Origin of the sequence: Salinisphaera sp. SPP-AMP-43 (genome assembly GCF_049568105.1) — a bacterium.
Taxonomy (GTDB): domain Bacteria; phylum Pseudomonadota; class Gammaproteobacteria; order Nevskiales; family Salinisphaeraceae; genus Salinisphaera.
On record NZ_CP145335.1, the window covers coordinates 1406720 to 1431369 of the forward strand.

19 protein-coding genes are annotated in these 24650 nt (G+C 62.8%); 13 read left to right on the forward strand and 6 right to left on the reverse strand.

Translation table 11 applies throughout. The features are described 5' to 3' along the window. The first annotated feature begins 18 nt into the window (after positions 1 to 18). Positions 19 to 300 carry a hypothetical protein gene (locus V5738_RS06015; RefSeq protein ID WP_423823507.1) on the forward strand — a complete coding sequence of 94 codons (282 nt, stop codon included), beginning with the start codon at positions 19 to 21 and terminating at the stop codon, positions 298 to 300. 62 nt (positions 301 to 362) lie between these two features. Here V5738_RS06015 and V5738_RS06020 read toward each other — a convergent pair whose 3' ends face one another. Further along, positions 363 to 1184, reverse strand: coding sequence for a PHP domain-containing protein (locus V5738_RS06020; protein ID WP_423823508.1), 822 nt, complete (start codon positions 1182 to 1184; stop codon positions 363 to 365). Positions 1185 to 1366: 182 nt separating this feature from the next. Further along, positions 1367 to 2425, reverse strand: a complete 1059-nt coding sequence (locus V5738_RS06025) for an aldo/keto reductase (protein ID WP_423823509.1) — start codon at positions 2423 to 2425, stop codon at positions 1367 to 1369. A gap of 204 nt (positions 2426 to 2629) precedes the next feature. On the opposite strand from V5738_RS06025, the gene V5738_RS06030 reads away from it, so the two are divergent. The 9 genes from V5738_RS06030 (at position 2630) to V5738_RS06070 (ending at position 16500) form a co-directional block, all read left to right on the forward strand. Continuing rightward, the gene (locus V5738_RS06030) at positions 2630 to 3634 is read left to right on the forward strand and encodes an alpha/beta fold hydrolase (RefSeq protein ID WP_423823510.1); all 1005 of its coding nucleotides are present in this window, start codon (positions 2630 to 2632) and stop codon (positions 3632 to 3634) included. A 445-nt stretch (positions 3635 to 4079) separates the two neighbouring features. Continuing rightward, positions 4080 to 4775: an HAD family hydrolase gene (locus tag V5738_RS06035; RefSeq protein WP_423823511.1), complete on the forward strand. Its 696-nt coding sequence runs from the start codon at positions 4080 to 4082 to the stop codon at positions 4773 to 4775. A 31-nt stretch (positions 4776 to 4806) separates the two neighbouring features. Next, positions 4807 to 5625 (forward strand): acyl-CoA thioesterase, encoded by an 819-nt coding sequence (locus tag V5738_RS06040; RefSeq protein ID WP_423823512.1) that lies wholly within the window; start codon positions 4807 to 4809, stop codon positions 5623 to 5625. Positions 5626 to 6797: 1172 nt separating this feature from the next. Next, complete coding sequence (locus V5738_RS06045) at positions 6798 to 9074, forward strand: TonB-dependent siderophore receptor (RefSeq protein ID WP_423823513.1); 2277 nt, start codon at positions 6798 to 6800, stop codon at positions 9072 to 9074. Positions 9075 to 9185: 111 nt separating this feature from the next. Then, positions 9186 to 10766: a pyridoxal phosphate-dependent decarboxylase family protein gene (locus tag V5738_RS06050; protein ID WP_423823514.1), complete on the forward strand. Its 1581-nt coding sequence runs from the start codon at positions 9186 to 9188 to the stop codon at positions 10764 to 10766. Further along, on the forward strand, positions 10759 to 12123 hold the full coding sequence (locus V5738_RS06055) for a lysine N(6)-hydroxylase/L-ornithine N(5)-oxygenase family protein (RefSeq protein WP_423823515.1): 1365 nt from the start codon (positions 10759 to 10761) through the stop codon (positions 12121 to 12123). Before V5738_RS06050 ends, V5738_RS06055 begins: the two co-directional genes overlap by 8 nt. Continuing rightward, positions 12120 to 12737 (forward strand): GNAT family N-acetyltransferase, encoded by a 618-nt coding sequence (locus V5738_RS06060; protein WP_423823516.1) that lies wholly within the window; start codon positions 12120 to 12122, stop codon positions 12735 to 12737. The genes V5738_RS06055 and V5738_RS06060 overlap by 4 nt, the downstream gene beginning before the upstream one ends. After that, the gene (locus V5738_RS06065) at positions 12734 to 14578 is read left to right on the forward strand and encodes an IucA/IucC family protein (protein WP_423823517.1); all 1845 of its coding nucleotides are present in this window, start codon (positions 12734 to 12736) and stop codon (positions 14576 to 14578) included. Before V5738_RS06060 ends, V5738_RS06065 begins: the two co-directional genes overlap by 4 nt. A 239-nt stretch (positions 14579 to 14817) precedes the next feature. After that, positions 14818 to 16500, forward strand: a complete 1683-nt coding sequence (locus V5738_RS06070; protein ID WP_423823518.1) for an ectoine synthase — start codon at positions 14818 to 14820, stop codon at positions 16498 to 16500. 268 nt (positions 16501 to 16768) lie between these two features. On the opposite strand, the gene V5738_RS06075 is transcribed toward V5738_RS06070, so the two are convergent. The 4 genes from V5738_RS06075 to V5738_RS06090 form a co-directional block, all read right to left on the reverse strand. Further along, the gene (locus V5738_RS06075) at positions 16769 to 18061 is read right to left on the reverse strand and encodes a M20 family metallopeptidase (protein ID WP_423823519.1); all 1293 of its coding nucleotides are present in this window, start codon (positions 18059 to 18061) and stop codon (positions 16769 to 16771) included. Positions 18062 to 18075: 14 nt separating this feature from the next. Next, a complete protein-coding gene (locus V5738_RS06080) occupies positions 18076 to 20097 on the reverse strand; it encodes a CocE/NonD family hydrolase (protein ID WP_423823520.1) in 2022 nt (673 codons plus the stop codon). Positions 20098 to 20111: 14 nt separating this feature from the next. After that, a complete protein-coding gene (locus V5738_RS06085) occupies positions 20112 to 21398 on the reverse strand; it encodes an ATP-grasp domain-containing protein (protein WP_423823522.1) in 1287 nt (428 codons plus the stop codon). 380 nt (positions 21399 to 21778) lie between these two features. Then, positions 21779 to 22144: an STAS/SEC14 domain-containing protein gene (locus V5738_RS06090; RefSeq protein WP_423823523.1), complete on the reverse strand. Its 366-nt coding sequence runs from the start codon at positions 22142 to 22144 to the stop codon at positions 21779 to 21781. A gap of 122 nt (positions 22145 to 22266) precedes the next feature. Between V5738_RS06090 and V5738_RS06095 the strand changes: the two genes are divergently transcribed. From V5738_RS06095 to rarD, 3 genes are all read left to right on the forward strand, one after another. Continuing rightward, complete coding sequence (locus V5738_RS06095; protein WP_423823524.1) at positions 22267 to 22713, forward strand: GNAT family N-acetyltransferase; 447 nt, start codon at positions 22267 to 22269, stop codon at positions 22711 to 22713. A 120-nt stretch (positions 22714 to 22833) separates the two neighbouring features. Beyond that, a complete protein-coding gene (locus tag V5738_RS06100; protein ID WP_423824140.1) occupies positions 22834 to 23637 on the forward strand; it encodes a M23 family metallopeptidase in 804 nt (267 codons plus the stop codon). A 74-nt stretch (positions 23638 to 23711) separates the two neighbouring features. Continuing rightward, positions 23712 to 24638, forward strand: coding sequence for an EamA family transporter RarD (rarD, locus tag V5738_RS06105; RefSeq protein WP_423823526.1), 927 nt, complete (start codon positions 23712 to 23714; stop codon positions 24636 to 24638). Positions 24639 to 24650: the final 12 nt, after the last annotated feature.

Below are 24650 nucleotides of genomic sequence, written 5' to 3' on the forward strand. Positions count from 1 at the left end.
TCAAACGGGGAAACAGCGATGTATTATTTAAGAAAGGACTGGGCCATAGCTGCCATGGCTGGTGTGATCATGCTTGCCGGCTGTGCCACATCGTCCCAGCAAGGGCCACAAGCCAAAGCGGCCCAGGCGCACCAAGTCCAATGTGCCACCCAGACCGGTAGCATGCTGTCCAACCACTGCACGGCCGGGGTATCGTCGACCGATAGCCAGGCCAGCCGTCGACAGGGCGCGACCTCGGCCCAGGGCGCGCTAACCGGACGACAGACCAGTGCGCCCTCGGCGTTGGCCGGCGGCGGTTAGCTCGCTCGGTATTGCCGATTTCACTGCCGACCAAGACGGCTGGCTCGGCGGATGGTCGTCGTTCAGCCCGCCAATCGAATCGGCGTAACGGTTTTCGGCAGTTCGCGTACCCGCCCGATCTCCAGCCAGAACTGTTCTGGCGAATGAAAATCCGAGCCTTTCGACCCCAGCAGGCGGTGACTATACGCATCACGAGCCGACTGGCTTTCCTGGTCGACCGTGCTGACCCCGGTACAGATTTCCAACCCATCGCCGCCGCCGGCGGCGAATGCGCCGACTGCGGCCCGACGCCAGGCGCCGGTGAATCGATAGCCGAAAGGATGCGCCAGTACAGCGATGCCACCTGCCGCATGAATCCAGTCGATGACCGATTCGAGCGCCGACCATTCGGAATGTTGGTAGCCTGGCTTGCCCGGGCGTAGAAAGCGTTTGAATGCCTGGGCGGTATCGCGGCAGATGCCGTCGCTTACCAGCAAGTTGGCAAAATGCGCGCGGGTGATCTGGCCGCCCCGAGCCGCCTCGGCCGCTCGTATATAGCCATCCCGCAACCCATGGCGGGCCAGGCGATCGGCGATCGATCGAGCGCGCTCGATGCGCATCGTTTGGTGCGAAGCCAGGCCGCTGGCGAGTGTGGTCTCCTCAATATCGATGTCCAGGCCGACGATATGCAGCGTTCGGCGTCGCCAGGTCGCGGATATCTCGACCCCGGTGATCAGCTCGATGCCATAGCTCGTCGCGGCATCTCGTGCTTCGGGCACGCCGGCTACCGTATCGTGATCGGTCAGCGCCAGCCGGCTAATGCTGCGGTCGGCCGCGCGCTCGATTAGCGCGGTCGGTGACAGCTGGCCATCCGAGGCAGTGGAGTGGGTGTGCAGATCGATCATGGGCGCCAGCTTAGCGCGTTGCGCGGCGCCCGTGGTGACCGGCCGCAAGACATGCCAAGCCATGCCATAGGCACGTTGGCTTTCGAGACTGCCGACGACGGCAAAAATAGGCAGGTATTATCGATAAAAAACGGGCCATCGTGACCGACGGCCCGCTGAGCCAGCACGGCAAATAGCTTGAATCAATCGCCCTTGGCGAAGTTCGCATGCAGGACCTGATCGGCCGGGCCGAACCGGTCGCTGGCGGTCTTACGCTGGTGCCAGTAGGGATACAACAGCTCGGGGCGGCTGACTTTTTCGATCGCCTCGACTTCGTCGTGGCTCAACTCGAGGTGGGCAGCTGCCAGGTTGTCGTCGAGCTGATGTTCTTTGCGGGCGCCGACCACGGTAGTCGTCACGCCTGGACGCCCGGTGATCCAGGCCAGGGCGACCTGGGCTGCCGAGACATTATGTGCATCGCCGACCTCGACCAAGGTTTCGATCAGATCGAACAGCCGTTTTTCGTTGCTGATCGGCGGTTCTTCCCAGCCTTCGGAAAAGCGTGTGCCTTCCGGCTGTTCGGCATCGCGGCGATATTTACCGGACAACAGGCCGCCGGCTAGCGGGCTCCAGATCATGGTGCCGATACCCATATCGTGGGCGGCCGGCATCAGCTCGTATTCGGCTTCGCGGGCCTGAGCGGTGTAGTGGATCTGTTGGCTGACCGGCTTGATGAAGCCTTCGCGCTCGCAGACCGCCATGACCTTCATCGCATGCCAGGCCGAGAAATTGGAAATCCCGTAGTAGCGGATCTTGCCGTGGCGGACCAACGTATCGAAGGTCTCCAGGGTTTCTTCCAGCGGCGTAACGCCGTCCCACTGATGCATTTGATACAGGTCGATGTAATCGGTGTTCAGCCGTTTGAGACTGGCATCGATCTGCTGGCGGATATGCGAACGCGACAGGCCGCGGTCGTTCGGGCCGTCGCCCATCGGAAAACGCACCTTGGTGGCCACCAGTACGTCCGAGCGCTTATTGCCCAGTGCTTGGCCGAGAAGTTCTTCCGAGGCGCCGCCGGAATACATATTCGCGGTATCGAAGATGTTGACACCGGCGTCCAGGGCCTTGTCGATCATCGTACGGGCGCCCGAGGCATCGATGTCGCCCACCTTGGCCATATTGCCTTCGCCGCCGAAGGTCATCGTGCCGAGCGTGAATTTGGACACCATGAGACCGGAATTGCCGAGCTGGCGATATTCCATCGATCGCTCCTTGTGGTTTACAGCTATGCAGGATGTACATAGGGCGGATCACGATGCAACCGGTGTCCGCCCCGGCTGCAAAGCCCCGGGGCGTATCCGATATCATAGGGGCCTGGCATCTATACACGGGACGACCGTGCACGTTTTTCACCGCCAGCGGCATCGGCAGCGCGGCCGGTATTGGCTCGCGGATAGGTCTTGCGCATGAAAACCGACCGCCGCCCGCGATTGTTCGACCGTCGGGGTGTGCTGCTGCCCGGCTGTGCCGAATTCGAGGTGATCCACCGCCGGGCGGGGGCCACGCTGCGCTACTATGCGCCGGCCCCGATCGAGGACGACGAGCCAAGTCCGCGCAGCCCGCTAGTGCTGGTGCCACCTCTGGGCGTTGATACACGGATTTACGATCGCCGCGACCAGCATAGTCTGGTGGCGTATCTGTCGGCCCGCGGTTTCGACTTGTATCTGATCGATTGGGGGCGGCCCACCCGGGCCGACGATCAGCGGCATCTGGGCGACTACTTTGCCGCGCTGCTCCCCGAAATGTTGAACCGGGTGCGTTTCCATAGCGGCCATCGCGCGTTGAGCCTGCACGGCTGGCAGCTCGGCGGGGTGTTCGCGCTGTGCTGTGCAGCGCTCAGTTCGCCCGACGAGATCGCCCATCTGGTGCTGCTGGATACGGCGATCGATTATCGTGCTGCCGGAGCCGCCGGGCTGCAGCCGCATGCGTTGTGGCAGCGGGCAGCGCCCTGGCGCCGGCTGACCGGGCTCAGGGCGTCGCGGCTGCCGGTGAAGCTCCTGCATACCCCGGGCTGGCTGCAGGGCATCGCCCGCCAGGTGCTCTACGGGCCGTCACGGTCGCATGCCGACGAGGAGTTGATGGGGTGCCGGGCGTATCCGGGCGGCGTCGTTGCCGACATCATCGACTATCTCTGGGCCGATAACCTGCTGGCCCAGGGGCAGCTGCCGATGGCCGGTACTGCGACCCGTCTGGCTGCGGTACATGCGCCGATCCTGCATCTTTGCGATCGCAGCCAGCCGGTCTGTTCAGCAGTCTGCGGGCAGCGCTTGGCCTCGGTAGTGGCCAGTCGGGAGGTAATCTCGGAATGGGTCGAGCCGGACTCCACGAGCTCGGTCGGCGGCGCGCTGACCGCGCAGTCCAGCTGGGCGCAGGTGGCGGACTGGCTGATGACGAAACAGGGCGATCGCTGAAGGAGCCGCGGTGCATCCGCTCGTCCTGACCTGTCCGTAGACGCGGCCCGGATCCGATACCAACCGGATGGTGCGTTCGAGCCGCCGGCACCCGACGAGCGCCTGCGCTGGGTGGAACTGGCGCGGGGCGAGCGGGCGGCGGCAGGGCAGGTTGGCGCGAAAACAGTAATCGCGAGCGCTTGGCCAGCCTGCCGAGATCGGCGCCAAATGCGACTATCGCCGGGTAGGGACAGCCGCAGCGAACGGCTAGTCTGGTACCACGGATGCGCCATCTTCGAGACGGCCTCGAAGATGTTTGATCGCCAAGGCCTGCAGGCCGGTTCGTTTGTCGTTTACGACGAAAGTCTAAATCGGCCGAATTCTTGCTTGTAGGGCAACCATACAACGACAGATAGCGACCGGCGTCGGAGCCATGCTCCGGGAGGCGGGTTCAAACGGGTCAGCTATGCGCTATACCACGCTGTTATTCGATCTTGACGGCACCTTGACCGATCCCTACGAAGGGATTACCCGATGCGTACAGTATGCGTTGGCGAAACAGGGTATTGATGTGGCCGATCGCCGAGATTTGCGAGGCTTCATCGGGCCGCCGCTCAAGGCCGCATTTGTCGATTTTCACCACATGAGCGAGGCCGCAGCCAGTCGGGCGGTCGATGATTATCGCGAGCGTTTCGCTCAGCTCGGCATGTTCGAGAATCGGCTCTACGACGGGATCGTGGAACTGCTGTCTGCGCTGCGTGCCAGTGGGCGCCAGCTGTTCGTGGCTACGTCCAAGCCTTGGTTTTTTGCTCGTAAGATCATTCATCATTTCGAGCTCGACGACTATTTCGGCAAGGTCTATGGCAGCGAACTGGATGGCAAACGCGCCGAAAAATCGGCGCTGATCGCCTACATCCTGCGCGAGCAGAAACTGCGCCCCGATGAGACTCTCATGATCGGAGATCGGCATTTCGACCTGCTGGGTGCGCAGCACAACGGCGTGCCCTGTGCTGCGGTCGGCTACGGCTATGGCTCGACAGCCGAACTCCTGAACGCCTCGCCGAATTTCTTCTTCGAAACACCCGGCGAGATGGCCCGCTGTCTACTCAGCGACACCAGGCTCACGGAAGTCAGCCCACAATACGGGGGCGTATTGCGCTAAGCTAGCGGCTTTGTCCGGATCGAAGCCTGGCATGAACGACGTCGCTGTACGCACCGCATTTTCCGACCTGCTACAACAACTGACCGCTACCGGCACCGGCTACGATGTCGCGATTCCGCCGGACTGGCTACAGGGCCGGGCGATCTACGGCGGCCTGTCGGCTGCGCTGTGTTTAGCGGCCACCGAGGCTGCACATACCGATCTACCGCCGCTGCGTTCGGCCCAGATCGGTTTCGTGGGGCCGGCCGGGGCCCGCGTGGCCATCCAGCCCACCTTGCTGCGTCGCGGTAAATCGACGGCCTTCATCGCAGCCGATATGAGTAGCGATGGGGAGCCGGCCGTTCGGTCGCTGTTCTGTTTCGGCGCCAATCGCGAATCGGCGTTGAACTTCCGTGGTGCAGTCGCGCCCTCGGTATCCGCCCCGGAACAGGGAGATCGGTTTTTCGAGGACGCTCAAGGACGTAACCTGGGGCCGAGTTTCGCCCAGCATTTCGAAACCCGACGAGTCGGCGGCGCGTTGCCGATGAGCGCCAGTCCGGAGCCGGAGTTCTTGGTCTGGATACGACATCGCGACGAAGCGGTCGACCCCGGCGTGCTCGGGCTAGTAGCGCTGGCGGATGCCATACCGCCGGCGGCGATGGCGAGCATGGATGGTCCCGCACCGGTCAGCAGCATGACCTGGCAGCTCGATCTGCTGACCGACCGGCCGGCCACGCGCGATGGCTGGTGGCTGTGTCGCTCGCAGGCCGAGACCGTCGGGTCGGGCTATGCAGGCCAGCATACGACCATCTGGAACGCCGATCTCGAGCCGGTGATCGCGGCTCGCCAGAGCGTCGCCGTTTTCGCCTGATACGCCACAGCGGTGGGCTACACCGCCCGGCAGGCATGAGCCTAGGCGCTATTGCTATGCCCGCCGGGCTGGCGGCCGTGATGCGCACGCCCTAGGGCGTGCCTGCGCGGTGCCGGAGAACTTGGAGCGTAGCCCATAGGATGCAACTCGTTGCGCTGTCGAGATGCGTCACGCTGCGGGCTACTTCTTGTGGGCAGCCCGCCCCTAAAAGAACAGGCGCCGGGTAACGCAAGCGTACGCCCGAGTACTCCAACCCGCGGTTGGCGCAACAAGTCGCCGCATGTATGGCCCATTATCAGGGCAGCACATGGGATGCCGACGCATACGCAAACTCGGCAATCCCCGGGCTTTTAGGAAGCCGCACCAAGAGCCTCTTTCGGAAACGATATATAGCCCGTAGCGATGCTTGTGCGAGGACGGAGCGAGCTTTCTTTCATCAAAGCCTACTGCGAAGGCCCGCAAGTTTTGCGAAAACTCGGCTCATCAGCGGGTTATGGACGACGGCTTGGATGGCTTGTACGACGGGCCCAATCGCATGTGTACGACGATCGCAACGCTTGGCCGAACCGATCCGGGCCGGTATGCAAGCCATGTTTCGTCGCGTATTGAATAGGGCAGGGCCGTGCTTCGTGCCACCTTGGAAGACGGCTTCGCGCATCGCGTCGTGGCCTGCATTGCGTGTTGGTAGCCAAACGTTGGTCGCGCGACCACTTGATCGGCTCGACGGCTCACCGTTCATGCGACGCCATGCGTGATACCCGGCCGGGCCGCGCTCTGATTCGGTATCTTCCGGAATTTTTGCTGGCGTTCGGCGACGCGCCGGCCCCGAACCATGGGCTCCGCCAGGCGGTCGCTGGTAGGTAAGCCCTGTATCGACGCGTGGTTACGGTTTGCGGCCTCGTGCGAACGGTAGCCTATCGGTATGCCCCATGTGCTGCTGGGTTATGGCTCGCCCGTAATGGGTGGGCCAGTATCGATCGTTTCGGTTTAGGGGCGGTTCTTTCGAGCATTCGATGCCTACTGGGCCAAGTGAAGTCGGCTAGAACTGGGATGCATTTGCGAAAGAAGTTGCAAATGCGAATTAGTCGCAAATACACTTGCTACCAGTACGGCCGCGCAAGCGAGTACGCCGTAAAAGAATCAACGATAACGGCATAGGGAGTCGGAAGGGTATGACCGAACAGACGACGGCATCGAGGCATTCGAGCTGTGGCCAGGCATTGAGCCTGATCGGCGCGGCGAGCCTGATCAGCCTGGTATCGATGGCCGCTTCGGCCCAGTCGAGTGAGGCTGGCAACAGCGCCGATGCCGCAGTGGCGCCAAGCGGCCAAGCACGTCAGGACCAGACGGCGACCGCACAGCTGCAGAATATCTACGTCGAAGGCCAGTATCCGGGCGCCGATGCGCCGACCGACGGCTATACGGCGCAAACCAGCCGCGGCGCGACCAAGACCGATACCCCACTACTCGAAACGCCGCAGACGGTGGATGTCGTCACCCGTGAGCAGATCGCCGACCAGGGATCGCGCAATATCAACGATGCACTGCGCTATACCCCGGGCGCCTTTACCGGGTTGGCCGGGGCTTCCAGGCGCCAGGACGTGGTTTCGCTACGCGGCTTTCATGCCGGCGACGTAAACAATATGTTCCTCGACGGCATGCGCCTGATGAGCGACGGCGGCAGTTATTCCAATATCCAGATCGATCCGTTCTTTCTGGAACGCATCGATATCATCAAAGGGCCGAGCTCGGTGCTCTACGGCCGAGCGATGCCGGGCGGGCTGGTCAACTACACCACCAAGAAGCCGCTGTCGAAGCAGCAGGGCGAGATCCAGTTCTATGGTGGCAGTTTCGATACCTTCGGCGGCGGCGTCGATCTCACCGGGCCACTGCCGAACAAGGATTGGGGCAGCTACCGGGTCATCGGCAAGGCCTCGACCTCGGATACCCAGTTCGACGTGGTCAAGCGGGAAAGCTATACGATCATGCCCGAGCTTAGCCTGGACCTGTCGGAAGACACCCATCTGTTGCTGCAGGCCTATATCCAGCACGATCCGGCCGGCGGTTTCCACGGCGCCGTGCCTTACGACCTGGCAGCCGACAACTCGCGCTTCGGGCGTACGGTCGATTCCTCCTGGGTGGATGCCAGCCGAGGCAATGCCCATTTCGATCGCGACGAACGGCTGTTCTCCTACGAGCTCACCCATCAGGTCAACGATCACATCACGCTGCATTCACGGTCGCGCTATTCGGATGTCGAGACCGAACTGGCCCAGATCTATCAAACCGGCTTTACCGCAGCAGCCGATGACGGCGCCACCCTGGGCCGCTACTACTCGGGGGCCGATGAGCATCTCAAGGCGTTTTCGACCGATAACTATGCCCAGTTCGATTTCGCGACCGGCCCGGTGCAGCACAAACTGCTGACCGGCCTGAGCTATCAGCAGCGCGACAACACAATCCGCAATTCCAGCGCGCTAGGCTCGAATCTGGATCCCTTCAACCCGGATTATTCCGGTACCGGTCTGCCGGCCGGGACCGAGCCGGCGTTGTATGCCCACACCGATCGCAAGCTCAAGCAGTTCGGGGCCTATATTCAGGATCAGCTGTCCTGGAAGCGCTGGCATGTCGTGCTTAGCGGCCGCGAGGACTATCTCAAGCGGGATTATCTATCCCAGCTCAGCGGCGCCCGCGATACGCGCCGGGACGACTCATTTTCCGGGCGGGCGGCGATCCTGTATCGCTCGAAGTGGGGTGTCTCGCCGTATTTTTCCTATAGCGAGGCCTTCAATCCGAGCACCGATTCCTCGGTCGACGGGGTAGTGCCGGAGCCGGTCGACAGCGATCAGTACGAGATCGGCGTGAAATACCAGCCCAACGGCGTCAATGCGTTGTTCACGCTCGCCCTCTACGACCTGACCCAGAAAAACGTCCAGCAGCGCACCAGCGTGACACCGGTGCGCTACACCGGCGTGGGCGATGTCGAATCCAAGGGCGTGGAATTCACGGCCAAGGCTGATGTGACCGACAAGCTGCACGTGACCGCCGGCTATGCCTACAACGACGTCGAATATCAGGACTCGTTCACCGATACCAGCGGTTATTCGGTCTCGGCCGGCAATACGCCGGTGCTCTCGCCCGAGCAGATGGCCTCGCTTTGGGTGAAATACGACTTTCCGAAAGGCGTTTCGGCCGGCCTGGGCGGTCGCTATATCGGCAAGAGCTACGCCAACAGCTCGAATACGCTCGAACTGTCGGATTACGCGCTCATGGATGCCTATGTCGGCTTCGACCTCGGCCAGATGATGCCCAAGCTCAAAGGCGTGAGCGTCCGGGTCAACGCCAACAATCTGCTCGACAAGAAATACGTCGAAGGCTGCTTTAGCGAGAACTATTGCTACTTCGGTGAAGAGCGGCAGGTCACGGCCACCTTGGACTACCGTTTCTAGACAACGGTTCGGCGTGGCTGGCCCCCGGCGCCGGCCACGCGCTGCCACGAGGGCGTCGCCGCGGCGTGCGCGGCCCAGATTGATCGACATCCGATCGACAAGGAGCCAGTCATGGCTATCGATATCGCGGCCACCGAAGGCCCCGATTCCAACGACGCAACCCAAGCCGGTGCGCTGCTCAATCGCGACAGCGCCGCGTTGTTCAAACACCAAGGCGCCCAGGCACTGGAGATCGCGGCCGATGCGATCGGCCAGCGGCGTCGTGTATTCAGTGGTCGTACGCCGGCGGAGCTGGCGGCGCCGCTTGCCGGGATTGACCTGGACGGCGTACCGGCCGGTTTCGAAACCGCGCTGGCCGAGTTGCAATCGCTCTATCTTGAACACGCCGTATATTTCCATCATCCGCGCTACGTCGCGCATCTGAACTGCCCGGTGATGCGTTCGGCGGCCGCCAGTGAGATCGTGGCCGCGGCGATCAATACGTCGATGGATACCTGGGATCAGAGCGCGACCGCGACCCTGATCGAGCAGAAGCTGATCCGCTGGACGGCCAATCGAGCGTACCTGCCGGCCACAGCGGACGGGATCTTCACCAGCGGCGGCACCCAGTCGAACCTCATGGCGCTGCTGCTGGCTCGTGATCGCTATGCCGAGCGCGTCCATGGCAGCGGCTGGATCCAACAATACGGGCTGCCACCGGAGGCCGCTCGCCTGCGTATTTTCGTCTCCGAGCTCAGCCATTTTTCGGTGAGCAAGGCGGCGGCGCTGCTGGGGCTCGGCGAACAGGCCATCGTGTCGGTACCGGTGGACGAGGCCTGGCGCATGGATACCGACGCGTTGGCCCGCACCGTCGCGGCTGCGAAAGACGACGGCGCCATTCCGTTGGCAATCGTGGCGACGTTCGGCACCACCGATTTCGGCAGCCTGGACGACGTCGCCGAAGCCGCGCAGATCGCCCGGCGCCACGATCTTTGGCTGCATGTGGATGCCGCTTATGGCTGCGGTCTGCTGGTCTCGCCGACGCGTGCGCACGAATGTCGGGCCCTAGGGGCGGCGGATTCGGTCACCGTCGACTACCACAAATCCTTTTTCCAGCCGGTGGCCTGTAGCGCTTTGTTGGTCGCCGACGCCGCCATGCTCGGCCATGTGACCCATCACGCCGACTATTTGAATCCGGAAGAAGCCGCCGCCGCTGGCACCCCGGACCAAGTCAATAAAAGTCTGCAAACCACGCGCCGTTTCGATGCGCTCAAGCTCTGGATGAGCCTGCGCAGCGACGGCGCTGAGACCATCGGCGGTCTGTTCGATGCGGCTTCGCATCTGGCGCATCGGACCTATCAGCGAATGCTGGCCGAGCCGCGCTTCGAGCTGCTCAACGAACCCGAACTCGGGGCGCTGGTCTTTCGCTTTCGGCCGAACCTGGCCATGGCCGCCGACGATCTGGATTGCCTCAACGATGCAATTCGTGACGAGCTGTCGGGCAGCGGTGAGGCCATGATCGCCGCGACCCGGGTTCATGGGCGGCGCTATCTCAAGTTCACGCTCATGGATGCCGCGACCACGCTCGCCGATATGGACGAACTGCTCGGTCTGATCGTGACGACCGGCCAACGCCTGGCCCGAATGCAGACACGCAGCGTGCCGGTCGGCTACGAGCGCGACGAAACCTGTCTGGAGGCCCGTCATGGCTGAGCGAACCGACACCCAGCAGGGCCACGTCCACGACGTGATCGGCGTCGGGATCGGCCCGTTCAATCTGAGTCTGGCGGCCCTGGCCGAACCGATCGAAACTCTGGATGCCGTGTTTCTCGATGAGAACGAACGCTTCGACTGGCATCCCGGTCTGCTGCTCGAAGGCGCGACCCTGCAGACCCCGTTTCTGGCCGATCTGGTCACCCTGGCCGATCCGACCAGCGAGTACAGTTTTCTTAACTATCTCAAGGCCAGCGGGCGTATCTATGCGTTCTATATCCGCGAGCAGTTCTTCATGCTGCGCGCGGAATACAACCAGTACTGCCGCTGGGTGGCCGAGCAGCTGACCAGCCTGGTCTTCGAGCAGCGGGTGAGTGCGATCGAGTACGACGCGGCGCAGGCGTGCTATGTGGTCACCGCGATCCGACCGAGCAGCGGCACAATCCGGGTTTATCGTGCCCGGCGGCTGGTGCTCGGCACGGGGCCACAGCGTGACTGGCCGACCTGCTGCGACGGTCTCGACGGGCCAGTCTGTCATGCTGCCGACTATCTGGACTGGCGGGATACGCTGGCCGAGCAGCCCTCGGTGACGATCATCGGCTCCGGCCAGAGTGCGGCCGAGATCTTCAACGATCGGCTCGATACCGCCGGGCCGGCGCAGCGCTTGGACTGGTTCACCCGCTCGCCGCGTTTTTTCGCGATGGCCTACGACAAGCTCACCCTCGAGCTGACCTCGCCGGAATACATCGACTATTTCCATGCGCTGCCCGAGCACAGCCGGCAACGGCTGTCTCGCGATCACAAGCCGTTGTACAAAGGCATCGACCGCGATCTGTCGGATGCCATTTTCGATCGCCTCTACGAAAAAGATGTCCACGGCACGGCCAATGTCGGCCTACAGGCCAATGCCACATTGCTCGGCGTACGACGCGATGATGCCACTGGCGACTATCGGCTGGATTTCGTACAGACCGAGCAAGGCCAGCGATTTACGCATCGCACCGCGGCCCTCGTTCTGGCCACCGGTTTCGCGCATCGGGCGCCGGACTATCTCGCCCCGATCGCCGATCAGATCCGTTGGGACGGCCAGGGGCGGTTTCGTGTATGCCGCGACTATGCGATCGACGTGGCTGGCGATCGGATCTTCGTCCAGAACGCCGAACTGCATACGCATGGTTTTACGGCTTCGGATCTGGGTATGGCCTGCTATCGCAATGCCGTGATCCTCAAGCAGATCGTCGGCCGCGAGGTATATCCGATCGAGCGCCGAATCGCTTTCCAGAATTTCGATGCCGGTGCGCTGTCTGCGACCACGCAAGCTGCCGACCATCCGCAACCCGATCGGGAGACGACATGAACCCGAGCTGTGATGAATACGCCCGCCGCGTGCCCGGCATCGGCCGGTTGGCGCTACGCCCCTTCGACATCGGCCGCCACGCCGGTGTCGCTCATCGCTGGCTGACCAGCGAGCACGCGCGTTTCTGGGGCATGCAGGATCAAAGTGCGGCCGAAACGGTGGATTATTTCGCGGCCATCCAGCGCGCGACCACCCACCAGGCGCTGATCGGTCTGCATAACGACCAGCCCGCGTTTTTGCTCGAAAGCTATGAGCCGGCCGCCGAGCCCATCGGCGCCCATTATCCGGTAGCGTCCGGCGATCGCGGCTTTCATATCCTGATCGCGCCGCCGACCCAGCCGATTCATTTATTTACCTGGGCGGTCTTCGCACTGGTGGTGGACTGGCTGTTCAGCGATCCGGCCGTCGCCCGGCTGGTGGTCGAGCCGGATGTGGCCAACCAGGCGATCCATACCCTCAATCGGCGGGCTGGCTTTTGTTATCGCGAGCGCATCGCACTGGCGGATAAAACCGCATGGCTGGCGACCTGTACCGAGCTCGATCACGACCGGGCGATGATCCAACTGACCAGCGCCCAGGCCCGAGTCTGTGGGCGTATCGGAGTGCCGGCATGAGTTGCCAATGTCTGACCGCGACAGTACGTAGCGCCGCCCACCTGACGCCACAGCGCTGGGCCGAAGTCAACGCGGCGCTGGTGGCCAAGATCATCGGCGAATTCGCCCACGAAGGCTTGTTCGAACCGCGCTGCCTGGACCAGACCGTCGCCGACGCGACCCAGCCAGTCTGCTACGAAATCCACAACGATACCGGCCGGGTTCGCTATCGGTTCACGGCCCGTCGATTCTGGCTGTACCACTGGCAGGTCGAACCGGCGACCATCGAGCGCGAGGTCGACGGCCAGGCTGCGCTCGTCGATGCCGGCGCCTTGTTCGTCGATTTCAAAACCGTGCTCGGTCTGACGGGTGAGCGCTTGGCCCTGTATCTACAGGAGATCGCGAGCACCCGCTACAGTGCTGCCTACAAGCGCAGCGCAGCGCGGCTATCGGCCGCCGAGCTGGCCCGGGCTGATTTTCAGACCGTCGAATCTGCGATGACCGAGGGGCATCCCGCGTTCGTGGCCAACAACGGCCGGATCGGCTTCGACGGCGACGATTTCGCGGCTTATGCGCCGGAAGCTGCGCACCCGATTCGGCTGATCTGGGTCGCGGCCCATCGCAGTCGGGCAGAATTTTCGGTTGCGGCCGATCGTAGCGTGGCCTCGCATCTGGCCGACGAGCTGGATGCCTCTACCCGCCAGCGTTTTGCCGATCAGCTCATCGAACTCGGCCTGGCGCCGGCCGACTACCATTTCTTGCCGGTACATCCCTGGCAGTGGCAGAACAAGCTGGTATTCGCCTATGCCGACGAAATCGCTACCCGGCATCTCGTGCATCTTGGCTTTGCGCCGAATGCCTATCAGGCCCAGCAGTCGATTCGGACGCTGTTCAACCACGACGCGCCGACGCGCTGCTACGTCAAGACCAGCCTGTCGATCCTCAACATGGGCTTCGCCCGCGGCCTGTCGCCTTATTATATGGCCGGCACGCCGGCGATCTGCGATTGGCTGGCCGAGTTGATCGACGGTGATGCCTACTTGGCCGAGCGCGGTTTTTCGATACTACGGGAGGTGGCCGCGATCGGTTATCGGCACCCGCAATTCGAAGCCGGGCTGGCCCGTACCGACGGCGCCAACAAGATGCTGTCGGCGCTGTGGCGTGAATCGCCGGTCGAGCGGATCGGCGAGGGCGAGCGCTTGATGACCATGGCCGCGCTGCTACATCGCGACTATGCCGGCGATTCGGTCATCGGTGCCTTGATCGAGGCTTCAGGGCTATCGACCGAGGCCTGGCTGGATCGCTATCTGGATGCCTATTTCGGCCCGATCCTGCATTGTTTTTACGCCCATGATCTGGTGTTCATGCCACACGGCGAGAACCTGATTCTGGTATTGCGTGAGCACGCCGTGGACCGCGTGATCATGAAAGATATTGCAGAAGAGATCGCAGTCATGGACCCGCAGGCCGAACTGCCCGAGGCAGTATCGCGAATCGCTGTCCCCGTGCCTGACGAACTACGCACGTTGTCGATTTTCACCGATCTGTTCGATCTCATCTTCCGCTATATCGCGCCGATCCTGGCGGTCGAGCGCGACTATCCGCAGTCTGTGTTCTGGCAGCGGGTGGCCGCCTGCATCGAGCGTTATCAACAGGCCCATCCCGAGTATGGCGACAAGTTCGAAGCCTACGACCTGTTTGCGCCGGACTTCCGGCGCTCCTGTCTGAACCGGCTGCAGTTGGCCAATAGCCGTCAGATGCTGGATCTGGCCGATCCGACTGCGAGCCTGCAATTCGTCGGCTGGCTGACCAACCCGGTTGCGCGTGTCGACAGCTGGCCAGCGACCCCGGTCGATCCATGACGCTATGCCGGCCCGGCGATCGGCTGGGCCGGCATAGCGGTTTGGGTGCGATGTCGTAGTCAAAGCCCGGATTGGCCATAGCCGGCCGCACGAGCACGGTTTTTCCGACGAACGTATCTAGGCCGCTGCCCCGAATGAGCATAGATTGAGTCCTGGCGCCTCGCGGTTGTGACGCCGTCGATCAATGCGCAGAACCGGCGAGGACAGCGCGTTTTCGTTCGTTCAACCGAGGCAGGCTCATGCTCGTTCGTCAACCGAATCAAAACACCCAGGACGGCGATATCGTCGTCGAAAACGAAGGCTGGGCCAGTCGCCGGCTGGTATTGGCCCGCGATGGTCTGGACTACTCGCTGCACGACACCATGATGCATGCCGGTAGTACGACCGTACTCGACTATCCGCACCATCTGGAGTCGGCCTATTGCATCGCCGGCGAAGGCGAGCTGGAAGATCTCACCACTGGCGAGCGCCACCTGCTTGGCCCGGGCACGGTTTACAGCATGGGCCACGGCGATCGCATTCGCCTGCAGGCCCATACCGATGTGCGCCTGATCTGTGCGCTGACCCCGGCGTTGACCGGTCGCGAACAGCTCAGCGAGGGCGGCGGTTATCCGCTGGCTCCCGAGGCACGGCCGGCGCTACGCAAGAAAAACCTGTTCGTGGTCAATCTCAACGAATTCAACCTGGGCCGGCTGCAGTCCATTCGCAACGCCGAGAATTACAACTTTCTCAAGCTGTTGGACGGCACCGACGTGCTTGAGCAAACGCACTACGATATCGATCGCATCCTGGCCAAGGCACGGGCCCAGCTGCAGCAATACCCGGGCCAGGTGGACGGCCTGATCCACTATATCGACTTCCCCGTCAGTACTACGGTGCCGATTCTGTGCCGTGAGTTCGGTCTGCCTTCGGCGTCTTTGGAGGCCGTGCTCAAATGCGAGCACAAGTTCTGGAGCCGCTACGAGCAGCGCCAGTGCATTGCCGATCATATTCCGCAGTTCGCGGCCTTCGACCCGTTCGATGACCAGGCGCTGGATAAGCTGGGCCTGGATTTCCCGTTCTGGGTCAAGCCGATTAAGTCGTTTTCGTCGTATCTGGGGTTCCGGATCAACAATCGTGACGACTGGGATCATGCGATCGCTGAGATTCGTGCCCATATCGGTCGTTTCGAAGGACCATTCGATAAGTTGCTCGAGCGGGTGCGTATGCCCGAGGAGGTCGCCAGCATCGGCGGCGGCGATTGCATCGCCGAATCGATCATCGGCGGTCGAATGTGCACCCAGGAAGGTTTCGTGCACAAGGGCCGGCTGCGGGTTTATGGCACGGTGGATTCGATGCGCGAGCCCAATGGCTCGTCGTTTGCCAGCTATCAGTATCCGTCGCGTCTGCCGGCCCGGGTACGTAAGCGTATGACCGAGATCGTCGAGACTTTCATGGCGCATATCGGCTACGACAACGCGCCGTTCAACGTCGAATTCTTCTGGGATGCCAACACTGACCAGATCTGGCTGTTGGAGGTCAATCCACGCATCTCGGAGTCGCACGCCGATCTGTTTCGCAAAGTCGATGGCGCCTCGCACCACGAGATCGCGACCGACCTGTCGTTGGGCGCCCGTCCGCGCCTGCCGTATCGCGACGGCGAATTCGCCCACGCCGGCAAGTTCTTCATCCGGGCCTATCGCGATGCCCTGGTCAAGGCCGTACCTGGGCCGGAGGCGTTGGCCGAAGTTGCGCGGCATCTACCGGACACGATCGTGCGCATCATGCCGCGACCGGGCCAACGGCTGTCCGAGCTCATGGATCAGGACAGCTACAGTTATACGCTGGCGATCATGTGGATCGGGGCCGCCTCGCCGGCTAAGCTGCAGCGCAATTTCGAGCGGGCGGTGGAACTGCTGGAGTTCGACCTGGAGCCGGTGTAGCCCTAGCAACGCTTGGGCGGCTGGCGCAGACGATCGTTGGCGGCTGGACGAAGCAGGCCCGGCAGTCTGTCTTGGCACGCTTGCCGGCTGGGCAAGCGCCAGCTCCGCACGGCGTAGGTGAGCCTTCTGAAAGCGCTATAACTGTACTGGCGCGCCAGGCGACCGGCTGGCGCGGTCGGGCCGACGATGCAACGTCGAGCCGGTCTTGCTGCCGATCCGAGCGAGAGCTTAAGGCGACGCTCTCGTCGTTCGCCCTAGGCCAGCGCCATCAACCGTGGAAGGCCAGCGTTTCGCGATCGCAGGCAAGCAGGCGTTCGGTGGCGATGACCAGGGCCCGCGCGACCCGGGCGGTATTGCTCAGCGAGACCCATTCATCCGCGGCATGGGCCTGTTCGATATCGCCGGGGCCATAGACCACCGTGGGCACATTGCCTACCCGTACCCAGGCCGACATATCGCAGCCGTAGGGAGCTGCCGATACGGTCGGTGGTTCGCCGAATTCGGTGGCTGCGGCTTCGCGCAGGGCGTCGATCAGCGGATGGTCGAGCCGGGTGGCCGAAGAGCCGAAACCGGCCGCACGCCAGTGCACCCGAGGCGGGTGCGTGGCCAGCCAGGGATGCCCGGCCACGCCTTTGGCCAGGGTGCGTTCGAAGCGGGCCTTGGCCTCGTCTGTGGTCTCGTTCAGGGTCACGCCGATCCGGACCTCGACCTCCAGCCGATCCATGACCGACGACGACCACTGGCCACCGTGGACCGTGCCTACGCTGGTGGCATAGGGCAGCCTGAGTTCTTGCATCAGCGGATGGGTCTCGGCGGCGTTGAGCGCCTGTTCGGCATCGCGCAGGATCTGGTGCACAGCGAGATAGTGGTCGAGGGCGTTTTCGCCCATCAGACGGCGGCTGGCATGGGCCGACAGACCGTTGATCTCGATCCGGCAGGACATGGCTCCGGCGTGGGCGACGATCAATTCCGGCCGGCCGGCTTTTTCCGTGGGCTCGGTCACGATCGCGGCATCCGCGATCCAGCCGCGCCGGATTGCCGATAGGGTGCCGAGGCCACTGTCCTCCTCGGCCGGAACGGCGACCAGCACGACGCGCCCGGCGAAATCCCGCGAGCCGTGGGCAAAGGTTTCGAAGGCGGCCAGGGCGGCGATCAGGCCGGATTTCATATCGGCAGCCCCGCGCCCGTACAGACGGTCGTCATCGACCACGCCGGCAAAGGGATCGCGGCTCCACTGGTTATAGTCGCCGGGCGGCACGACATCGACATGGCCGGTCAGCAGGATGGTCGGGCCTGGGCGTTGGCCGCGAATCATGCCGGCCACGCAGGGTATCCAGGCGCGCTCGATTTCGTGGCCGGGATAGGCCGGGTCGGTCACCATCTTGGCGATACCGTCGTACCAGTAGTCGACTTCGGCGCCAGCTTCCGACAGCCAGTCGGCAATACGCCGGATCGCGGCTTCTTCGTCGCCGGTCATCGAGGGAATGCGTACCAGATCGACCAGACGTTCCCGTAGCCGCTCTTCGTCGATCAGATGGGTGCGTTGTTGTTGTGCCACCATGCCCTCTACGCGACTCAGACTTGGTCCCGCGGGACGGTGATATTCCACTCGTCCTCATAGACCGGCTCATCGGATTCGAAGGCTTCGAGTCGTGCATGGATATAGAAGTTGTTCTCGTCGGCAGTCATGTGGGTACGGGTTTCAGTACGCACATCCCAACCATCGCGTTTGAAGGCGAGTGTCCATTCGGTTTCGCCTTCGGCCGAATACACATCGTTGCCGATCGCCGAGTAGCGTTCGTGGCCGCGTTTTTGGAGCTGGGTGCCGGTTTCCTCGATCACGTAGATGCCTTCGGAATCGATGATGTCGAGACAGAACTGGCCGGTATTGAGGTTCTGGATGATGCGCCAGTCGTTGACCGCCGGTTCGATGATCGTGTTCTCGGCCGGCATCGAGCCGGTTGGGCGGGGCAGCGAGGGCAGGTCGGCATCTTCTTCGCGCAGCGGGCGGACCGGCAGAATCAGCGTACTGTTCGCGGGATAGACCGTGATCGTGACCGGCTCCGGCGACGGCCAGGCCAACGGCCAGTAGGACGACGATAACGACAAGCGTATCCGGTGCCCGGCCGGAAAACGCTGGGCGACATCGTTGAGCTTGAGCCGGATGCGATAGCGCTCGCCGGGCTCGAGCAGTTCTGGATGCTCGTGCGAATCCCGATGGTTGAGATTGAATACGGTATAGGTTACCCGGGTGACGCTGCCGTCGGGGCGGACATCGTTGAGGCGGGCAGCGATCATGGCGATCGGTTTGTCTACCGCAAGCTCCAGATCGACCTCGACTGCACCGAGGATTTCGACCGGTTTATCCAGTGGCTTGGTGTCGAACACCAGCGAGCCGGCATCGTCGGCGCGCTGATCGCCGGCCAGATCCGGCCCATCGGCATAGGAACACCATTTGCCCCCCTGTAGGCCGGTGAACAGTGGCGAGCGGAGCCGCCGCGCGGGCGCTGCCGGTTCGGGCGGGGTGTCGGTCAGGGTGGCTGCGCCCAGAGCCAGGCGGTGCGATTCGATATTGGCCGAGGGCCAGCCGGGCTCGCCCACCCAGCGTCCGGGACGGACCTCGTAACTGCGTTGCGGCGGGGCAGAATCCTGCATCCAGGCGCGTAGCGCCGGTTCTTGCATGATGCCGGTATCGACCCCCTTGAGCCAGTGATCCCACCAGCGCAGCGATTCCTGCAGAAAACCGATCGCTGGGCCGGCTTCGCCGAGATGCGGATAGCGATGGCTCCAAGGCCCGACCAACCCCTTGACCGGGGCTTCGACGTTGGCCAACAGTCGGAACACGGCATTCGAATAACCATCTGCCCAGCCAGAGACCGCATAGATCGGGCAGCGAATCTGGGCAAAGTCTTCGCAGACCGAGCCGTGCTTCCAGAAATTGCCGCGATGCTGGTGTCGAGTCCATTGATCCAGCCACAGACCCGAGCCCTTGAGCCGGTCGTACCACATGCGTCGCCAATCGTCGCCGACCACGGCCGGGTCCGGCGGACAGGAGGTGCCCGCGAACATGATCGAGGCCCAGGATAGATTGTCGAGCAGCATGCAGCCGCCCATATAGTGCACATCGTCGGCATAGCGATCGTCGGTCGAGCAGACCGTGATCACTGCCTTGAGGGCTTCCGGCTGTAGGGCCGCGATCTGCAGGCCGTTGAAGCCGCCCCAGGAAATGCCGATCATGCCGACATTGCCGTCGCACCAGGGCTGCTCGGCCAGCCAGTTGATGATGGCCACGCCGTCGGTCAGCTCAGCGACCGTGTATTCGTCGGTGAGTACGCCCTCGGAGTCACCGGAGCCGCGTATATCGACTCGTACCGAGGCATAGCCGTGGCCGGCGAAATAGGGGTGGTTCAGATCGTCGCGCGGTCGGGTGTGGTCGGATTTGCGGTAGGGAATGTATTCCAGGATCGCTGGCACCGGGTTGTCTTCGGCGTTCTCGGGCAGCCATACCCGAGCCGCCAGGCGCACACCATCGGCCATGGTGATCCAGACATCTTCCAGTTCAGTGACCGGATGGGGGAAAAGCCGTGTACGTCGCATCGCCAGTCGCTCCTTCAGGTGATCGGCTTCAGGTCGAAATCGAGCCGATTCCGACACAGCCGGTAACGCGTTCTGAGTTGTTCAGGCCCGTCGCCGCCGATATAAACCAGCGCCAGCGCGTAGCTGTAGGTTTCCTGATGCGTCAGTTCCGACAGGCGCATGCCGGGGTGGACATGCGGCTCGAAGATCATACCCGGAATCTCGGCGGCCAGTACCTTGAGCTCGGCGTCGCTGGGTAGGCGCCCGACCACGGCGTCGTCATAGGCCCGCAGGAAACAGCAGGCAGCGTAGGCGAACCGGCCCTTGCCATCGGGGAACTGCGGTTTTCGGCCGAGTGCCACGTTGACCGCGGCTTCGTGATTGGACACGCCGTCGACCTTTTCGAACAGATCCGAATGGTGCTGGGCGATCCGGGTGTTGATTTCCAGCAGCCAGACGTTGTCGGCATCGGCATCCCAGAAGAACTCGATGTTGAAGGCCGACTGGTCGAAGCCGATGTGGGCCAGCACGCGGCGGGCGATATCTTCCATCATCGCCCGGGCTCGGTGTGGCAGTCGGGACGGGTATTGATAGCGTAGAAATGTGGGCCGGCCCTTGGCCCGGATCGAGTCGATCAGGCCATGGAAATGGATCTCGCCGTCGATTACATAGCCTTCGAGGGTGCATTGACGGCCGCCGATCAGCGATTCGGCGAGACAATAGTGGCCGCCCACCGCCGCGATCTCGGCCGGCAGTTCGGCATGCTCAAGGATACGATCGAAAGGCTCGGCGAAGATGCCGATATTCGCCCGGATCTCGGTCAGGGCCGTGCGCAGCGCTTCGTCGCTGTCAATATGAAAACCGAGATAGGAGCCGGCCGATTTCACCGGTTTGAGCCAGAACGGGTAGTCGAGTGTCAGTTCGCCGACCACATCGGTTGCGAACGGGTCGACCAGCTCGAAGCGCGGGATGTGCGTAGCCACTACGGCACGCTGTTCGCAGCGGCTCCAGTATTTATGTTCGCATTTGAGCAGGGCTTCCAGGCTCGGCCCCCGCAAGCCAAAGCCGCGGGCCAAGATCGGCAGCATGGTCGAGACCGGGAAATCGACATACCCGATCAGAGCGTCGACCGGGCCTTCGAAAGCCTCGAGCCGTGCGTTGGCGCGTTCGAGCAGGTCGTCGATGGGAAAATATTCGGTCTCCATGATCTCGCTCGGATCGATAAGACCGATGAAGCGGCATTCCTCGGCGATCGGCAGTCGCTCGAGCTTGCGTCGATTGAAATCATCCAAGCCCAGGACGAAGACATTGCGACGGGTCATGCAGCACCTGTTCGTGACACGCGTTATGCGCGTGTCTTCAACATAAGCGCTGACGAACCGGTTGGGTAGGGGTGGCAGAGCGAGCCGACAAACGGCCGGCGATCGCCAGCCGGGCATGGTGCAATTTTTTAACGGTATGCCGGCGTCGATGGGCACCCGTGGTCCCTCATGTCAAGACATCCGGGCCCAGGGCGCGACAGCCGGGCAATCCGCGCTGTTATGCGCTAACGCTGCCAGGCTAGTTGATACTCAAAGATCGTCTGCTGGCTGCGCGAACTACGGGGCTGCGACACGATGCGCAAACCCCGCGTGCCAGGGCCAAACGAGGATTCGCACGAAACCTCGACCGGCCCTGATATGGCGAGCGTCGATGGTGATACTTAGCCGATCACCCACTGACGTGCTGACTCGCGGCCGTCGAAGCGATAGGTCTCGCAATCCATCTTCGGGGCCAGCTTGTCGAGCACGGTGGTGGCGGTACGCACACCTTCGACATCGGTGACTACGGCCAGCTTGTCGAAGCGGTCCCAGTGCTTGATGGCATCTTTGAGTTCGCTGAACACGGTCGAGGCCGACATGCCGCCCATCGATTTGATCTCGATGTAGAGCCGCAGGGTGTCGTGTTGTTGAAGCCGCTGTTCGATATCGGACAGCACATTGGCAAAGTCCTGGGAACCGACCTCGCCGTCGATTTCCAGCGGAACCACATGATCGGCATCAGAAGGAAAAGGGGCGATTCGAAGCATTGGATCTCTTGGATCGTTGAATTCAAATACCAAGCTAACAAAGCTATGCGAGTGGACCATCCGTGAATCGCCGGAGGGTTGGGCATAATGGGCTGCTGCGATTCCCAGGCCCGCCCCGCTCGATGAACGATATCCAAATGACATGGCAACGGCTCGACGACCTATCGGCGCGCACGCTGCACGAGATTATTGCCCTGCGTGAAGCGGTATTCGTGGTCGAACAGGCCTGTGCCTATCAGGAAACCGATGCCGAAGATCTCACGGCCTGGCATCTGACGTTGTATGTGGCCGGGCGACTGGCGGGTTATCTCAGGCTGATCGAAACGACCGAACCCGCTATTGGCCGGGTATTGATCGCGCCGGCCTTTCGCGGCCGGGGGCTGGCGCGCCGACTGATGCGTGAGGGGCTCGATCAGGCCCGGCGACAGCACGGGCCGGTTGCGGTTCATATCAGCGCCCAGGCCCATCTACGGGGCTTCTACGAAAGCCTCGGTTTCATAGCGATCTCGGAAATCTATCTCGAAGATGGCATTCCGCATCAAGCCATGGTGTTCGAATCCGCAGGCTAAAACACCGCCTGTGCCTGGCCGCACCCCGGGTCGTAGCGGCTGCGCTATGATGGCCGCGATTGTAAGGAGTTGATGATGTTTGGGTCTCGCGCGTTCGATCGATACGCGATCGTGTTGCTGATGCTGTGGGCCGTCTGGTGGCTTGGTCTGTGGTCCACGCCGGCGCTGGCCGGCCCCAAAATCGTGTTTCCAACCCATGTTCAGCAGGGCGCGATGGTGATCGGCCGGGTGCCGCCGAACAGCCGGGTGCGCTATGCCGGCCGTACGCTACGGGTGACTGATTACGGCACGGTCGTCTTTGGCGTGGGTCGCGACGCGGAGGGCCCGGCCCGGTTGACGGTGACGCCGCCGAACGGCGGGTCACAGACGGTCGAAGTGCGTATTCAGGATCGCGATTGGCCGATCCAGCGCGTCGACGGCGTGCCGCCGAAAACCGTCTCGCCGCCGCCAGACATTGCCCAGCGAATCCGGCGTGAGCAGGCCCGGGTGCATGCTGCGCGCGAGCACAGCGACGATGGCATCGGTTTCGCCGAGCATTTCATTCGTCCGGCCGAGGGGCCGATCAGCGGCCGCTTCGGTAGCCAGCGGATCTATAACGGCACGCCGGGTTCGGCGCATTCAGGCATGGATATCGCCGCCGAGCGCGGTGCGCCGGTGCGGGCCCCAGCGGCCGGCAAAGTGGTATTCGCCGATCCGGATTTGTATCTCACCGGCGGCACGGTGCTGATCGACCATGGCCATGGCATCGGTTCCAACTTCCTGCATATGTCGGCGCTCGATGTCGCGGTCGGGGACCGCGTCGAACAGGGCCAGACCATCGGCCGGGTCGGGGCGAGCGGCCGTGCCACCGGCCCGCATTTGCACTGGGGCATGACTTGGTACAACACGCGGATCGATCCATTGCTGGTGCTCAACCGGCCTTGAATTGGCGCTCGGGCTACCGGGCATCTTAAAGGCCGGCCGATTGGTCGGGCCTGCAGTCGCGATGGGGAGTCGTCTTGCCACAGGATCAGCCACACGCCGGGTTACAAACAGCCGAACAAAACACGGGCTTGGCCGCGGCCTTCGGGGCGTTTGTCACCTGGGGTTTTCTGCCGCTGTATTTCCACTGGATCGGGCCCGAGGTCTCGCCCTGGGAAATTCTCGATCATCGGATCGTCTGGACCGCGATCCTGTTGGGTGTAGGGGTGCTGGCCACCGGGCGGGCACAGCGCGTGGCCGCCGTGTTTACGAACGCGCGCCTGCTGCTACCGCTCGTGGTTACGGCGCTGCTGGTATGCACGAACTGGGGCACCTTCATCTGGGCGGTGGTCCATCACCGGGTGGTCGAGACCAGCCTCGGCTATTACATCAATCCGCTGCTCAACGTCGCCCTGGGGTTTGTGTTTCTGGGCGAACGCCTGCGGCCGCTGCAGTGGCTGGCGGTGGCGATCGCGGCCGCCGGGGTGTTGTTCATGATCGTAGCCTACGGCACCGTGCCCTGGGTGTCGCTGATCCTGGCCGGCTGTTTCGGCTGCTATGGGCTGATCCGCAAGCAGCTCGAGGTCGACAGTGTGACCGGTCTGCTTACCGAAACGCTGTTGTTAGCGCCCTTGGCGCTGGCCTCGCTTGGCTGGTTTTATGTCCATGGGCAGGCCAGCTTTCTGATCGCTGGCCCGCAGACCGATCTGTTGTTGATCGGCGCTGGTGTGTTGACGATCGTGCCGTTCGTGCTGTTTGCCGCCGGCGCACGCCGGCTGCGCCTGGGCACTATCGGCTTGATCCAGTATTTGACCCCGACCCTGCATTTTCTGACCGGCGTGTATCTGTTCGGCGAGCCGTTCAGCCAGGCCGAAATCGTCACCTTTGGCTGTATCTGGCTCGGGCTGGCGGTCTATACCATCGATATCCTGCGCGTTGCACAGCGTCGACCGGCGACGGCGTGAGCCGTTGGCCTG

Excerpts from the sequence above, each read along its gene's own strand:
- V5738_RS06045 (WP_423823513.1), top strand. The coding sequence starts at position 6,798 with ATGACCGAACAGACGACGGCATCGAGGCATTCGAGCTGTGGCCAGGCA.
- V5738_RS06085 (WP_423823522.1), bottom strand. The coding sequence starts at position 21,398 with ATGACCCGTCGCAATGTCTTCGTCCTGGGCTTGGATGATTTCAATCGA.
- V5738_RS06050 (WP_423823514.1), top strand. The coding sequence starts at position 9,186 with ATGGCTATCGATATCGCGGCCACCGAAGGCCCCGATTCCAACGACGCA.
- V5738_RS06040 (WP_423823512.1), top strand. The coding sequence starts at position 4,807 with ATGAACGACGTCGCTGTACGCACCGCATTTTCCGACCTGCTACAACAA.
- V5738_RS06090 (WP_423823523.1), bottom strand. The coding sequence starts at position 22,144 with ATGCTTCGAATCGCCCCTTTTCCTTCTGATGCCGATCATGTGGTTCCG.
- V5738_RS06030 (WP_423823510.1), top strand. The coding sequence starts at position 2,630 with ATGAAAACCGACCGCCGCCCGCGATTGTTCGACCGTCGGGGTGTGCTG.
- V5738_RS06055 (WP_423823515.1), top strand. The coding sequence starts at position 10,759 with ATGGCTGAGCGAACCGACACCCAGCAGGGCCACGTCCACGACGTGATC.
- V5738_RS06025 (WP_423823509.1), bottom strand. The coding sequence starts at position 2,425 with ATGGAATATCGCCAGCTCGGCAATTCCGGTCTCATGGTGTCCAAATTC.
- V5738_RS06095 (WP_423823524.1), top strand. The coding sequence starts at position 22,267 with ATGAACGATATCCAAATGACATGGCAACGGCTCGACGACCTATCGGCG.
- V5738_RS06065 (WP_423823517.1), top strand. The coding sequence starts at position 12,734 with ATGAGTTGCCAATGTCTGACCGCGACAGTACGTAGCGCCGCCCACCTG.
- V5738_RS06075 (WP_423823519.1), bottom strand. The coding sequence starts at position 18,061 with ATGGTGGCACAACAACAACGCACCCATCTGATCGACGAAGAGCGGCTA.
- V5738_RS06060 (WP_423823516.1), top strand. The coding sequence starts at position 12,120 with ATGAACCCGAGCTGTGATGAATACGCCCGCCGCGTGCCCGGCATCGGC.
- V5738_RS06020 (WP_423823508.1), bottom strand. The coding sequence starts at position 1,184 with ATGATCGATCTGCACACCCACTCCACTGCCTCGGATGGCCAGCTGTCA.
- V5738_RS06100 (WP_423824140.1), top strand. The coding sequence starts at position 22,834 with ATGCTGTGGGCCGTCTGGTGGCTTGGTCTGTGGTCCACGCCGGCGCTG.
- V5738_RS06080 (WP_423823520.1), bottom strand. The coding sequence starts at position 20,097 with ATGCGACGTACACGGCTTTTCCCCCATCCGGTCACTGAACTGGAAGAT.
- V5738_RS06070 (WP_423823518.1), top strand. The coding sequence starts at position 14,818 with ATGCTCGTTCGTCAACCGAATCAAAACACCCAGGACGGCGATATCGTC.
- V5738_RS06015 (WP_423823507.1), top strand. The coding sequence starts at position 19 with ATGTATTATTTAAGAAAGGACTGGGCCATAGCTGCCATGGCTGGTGTG.
- V5738_RS06035 (WP_423823511.1), top strand. The coding sequence starts at position 4,080 with ATGCGCTATACCACGCTGTTATTCGATCTTGACGGCACCTTGACCGAT.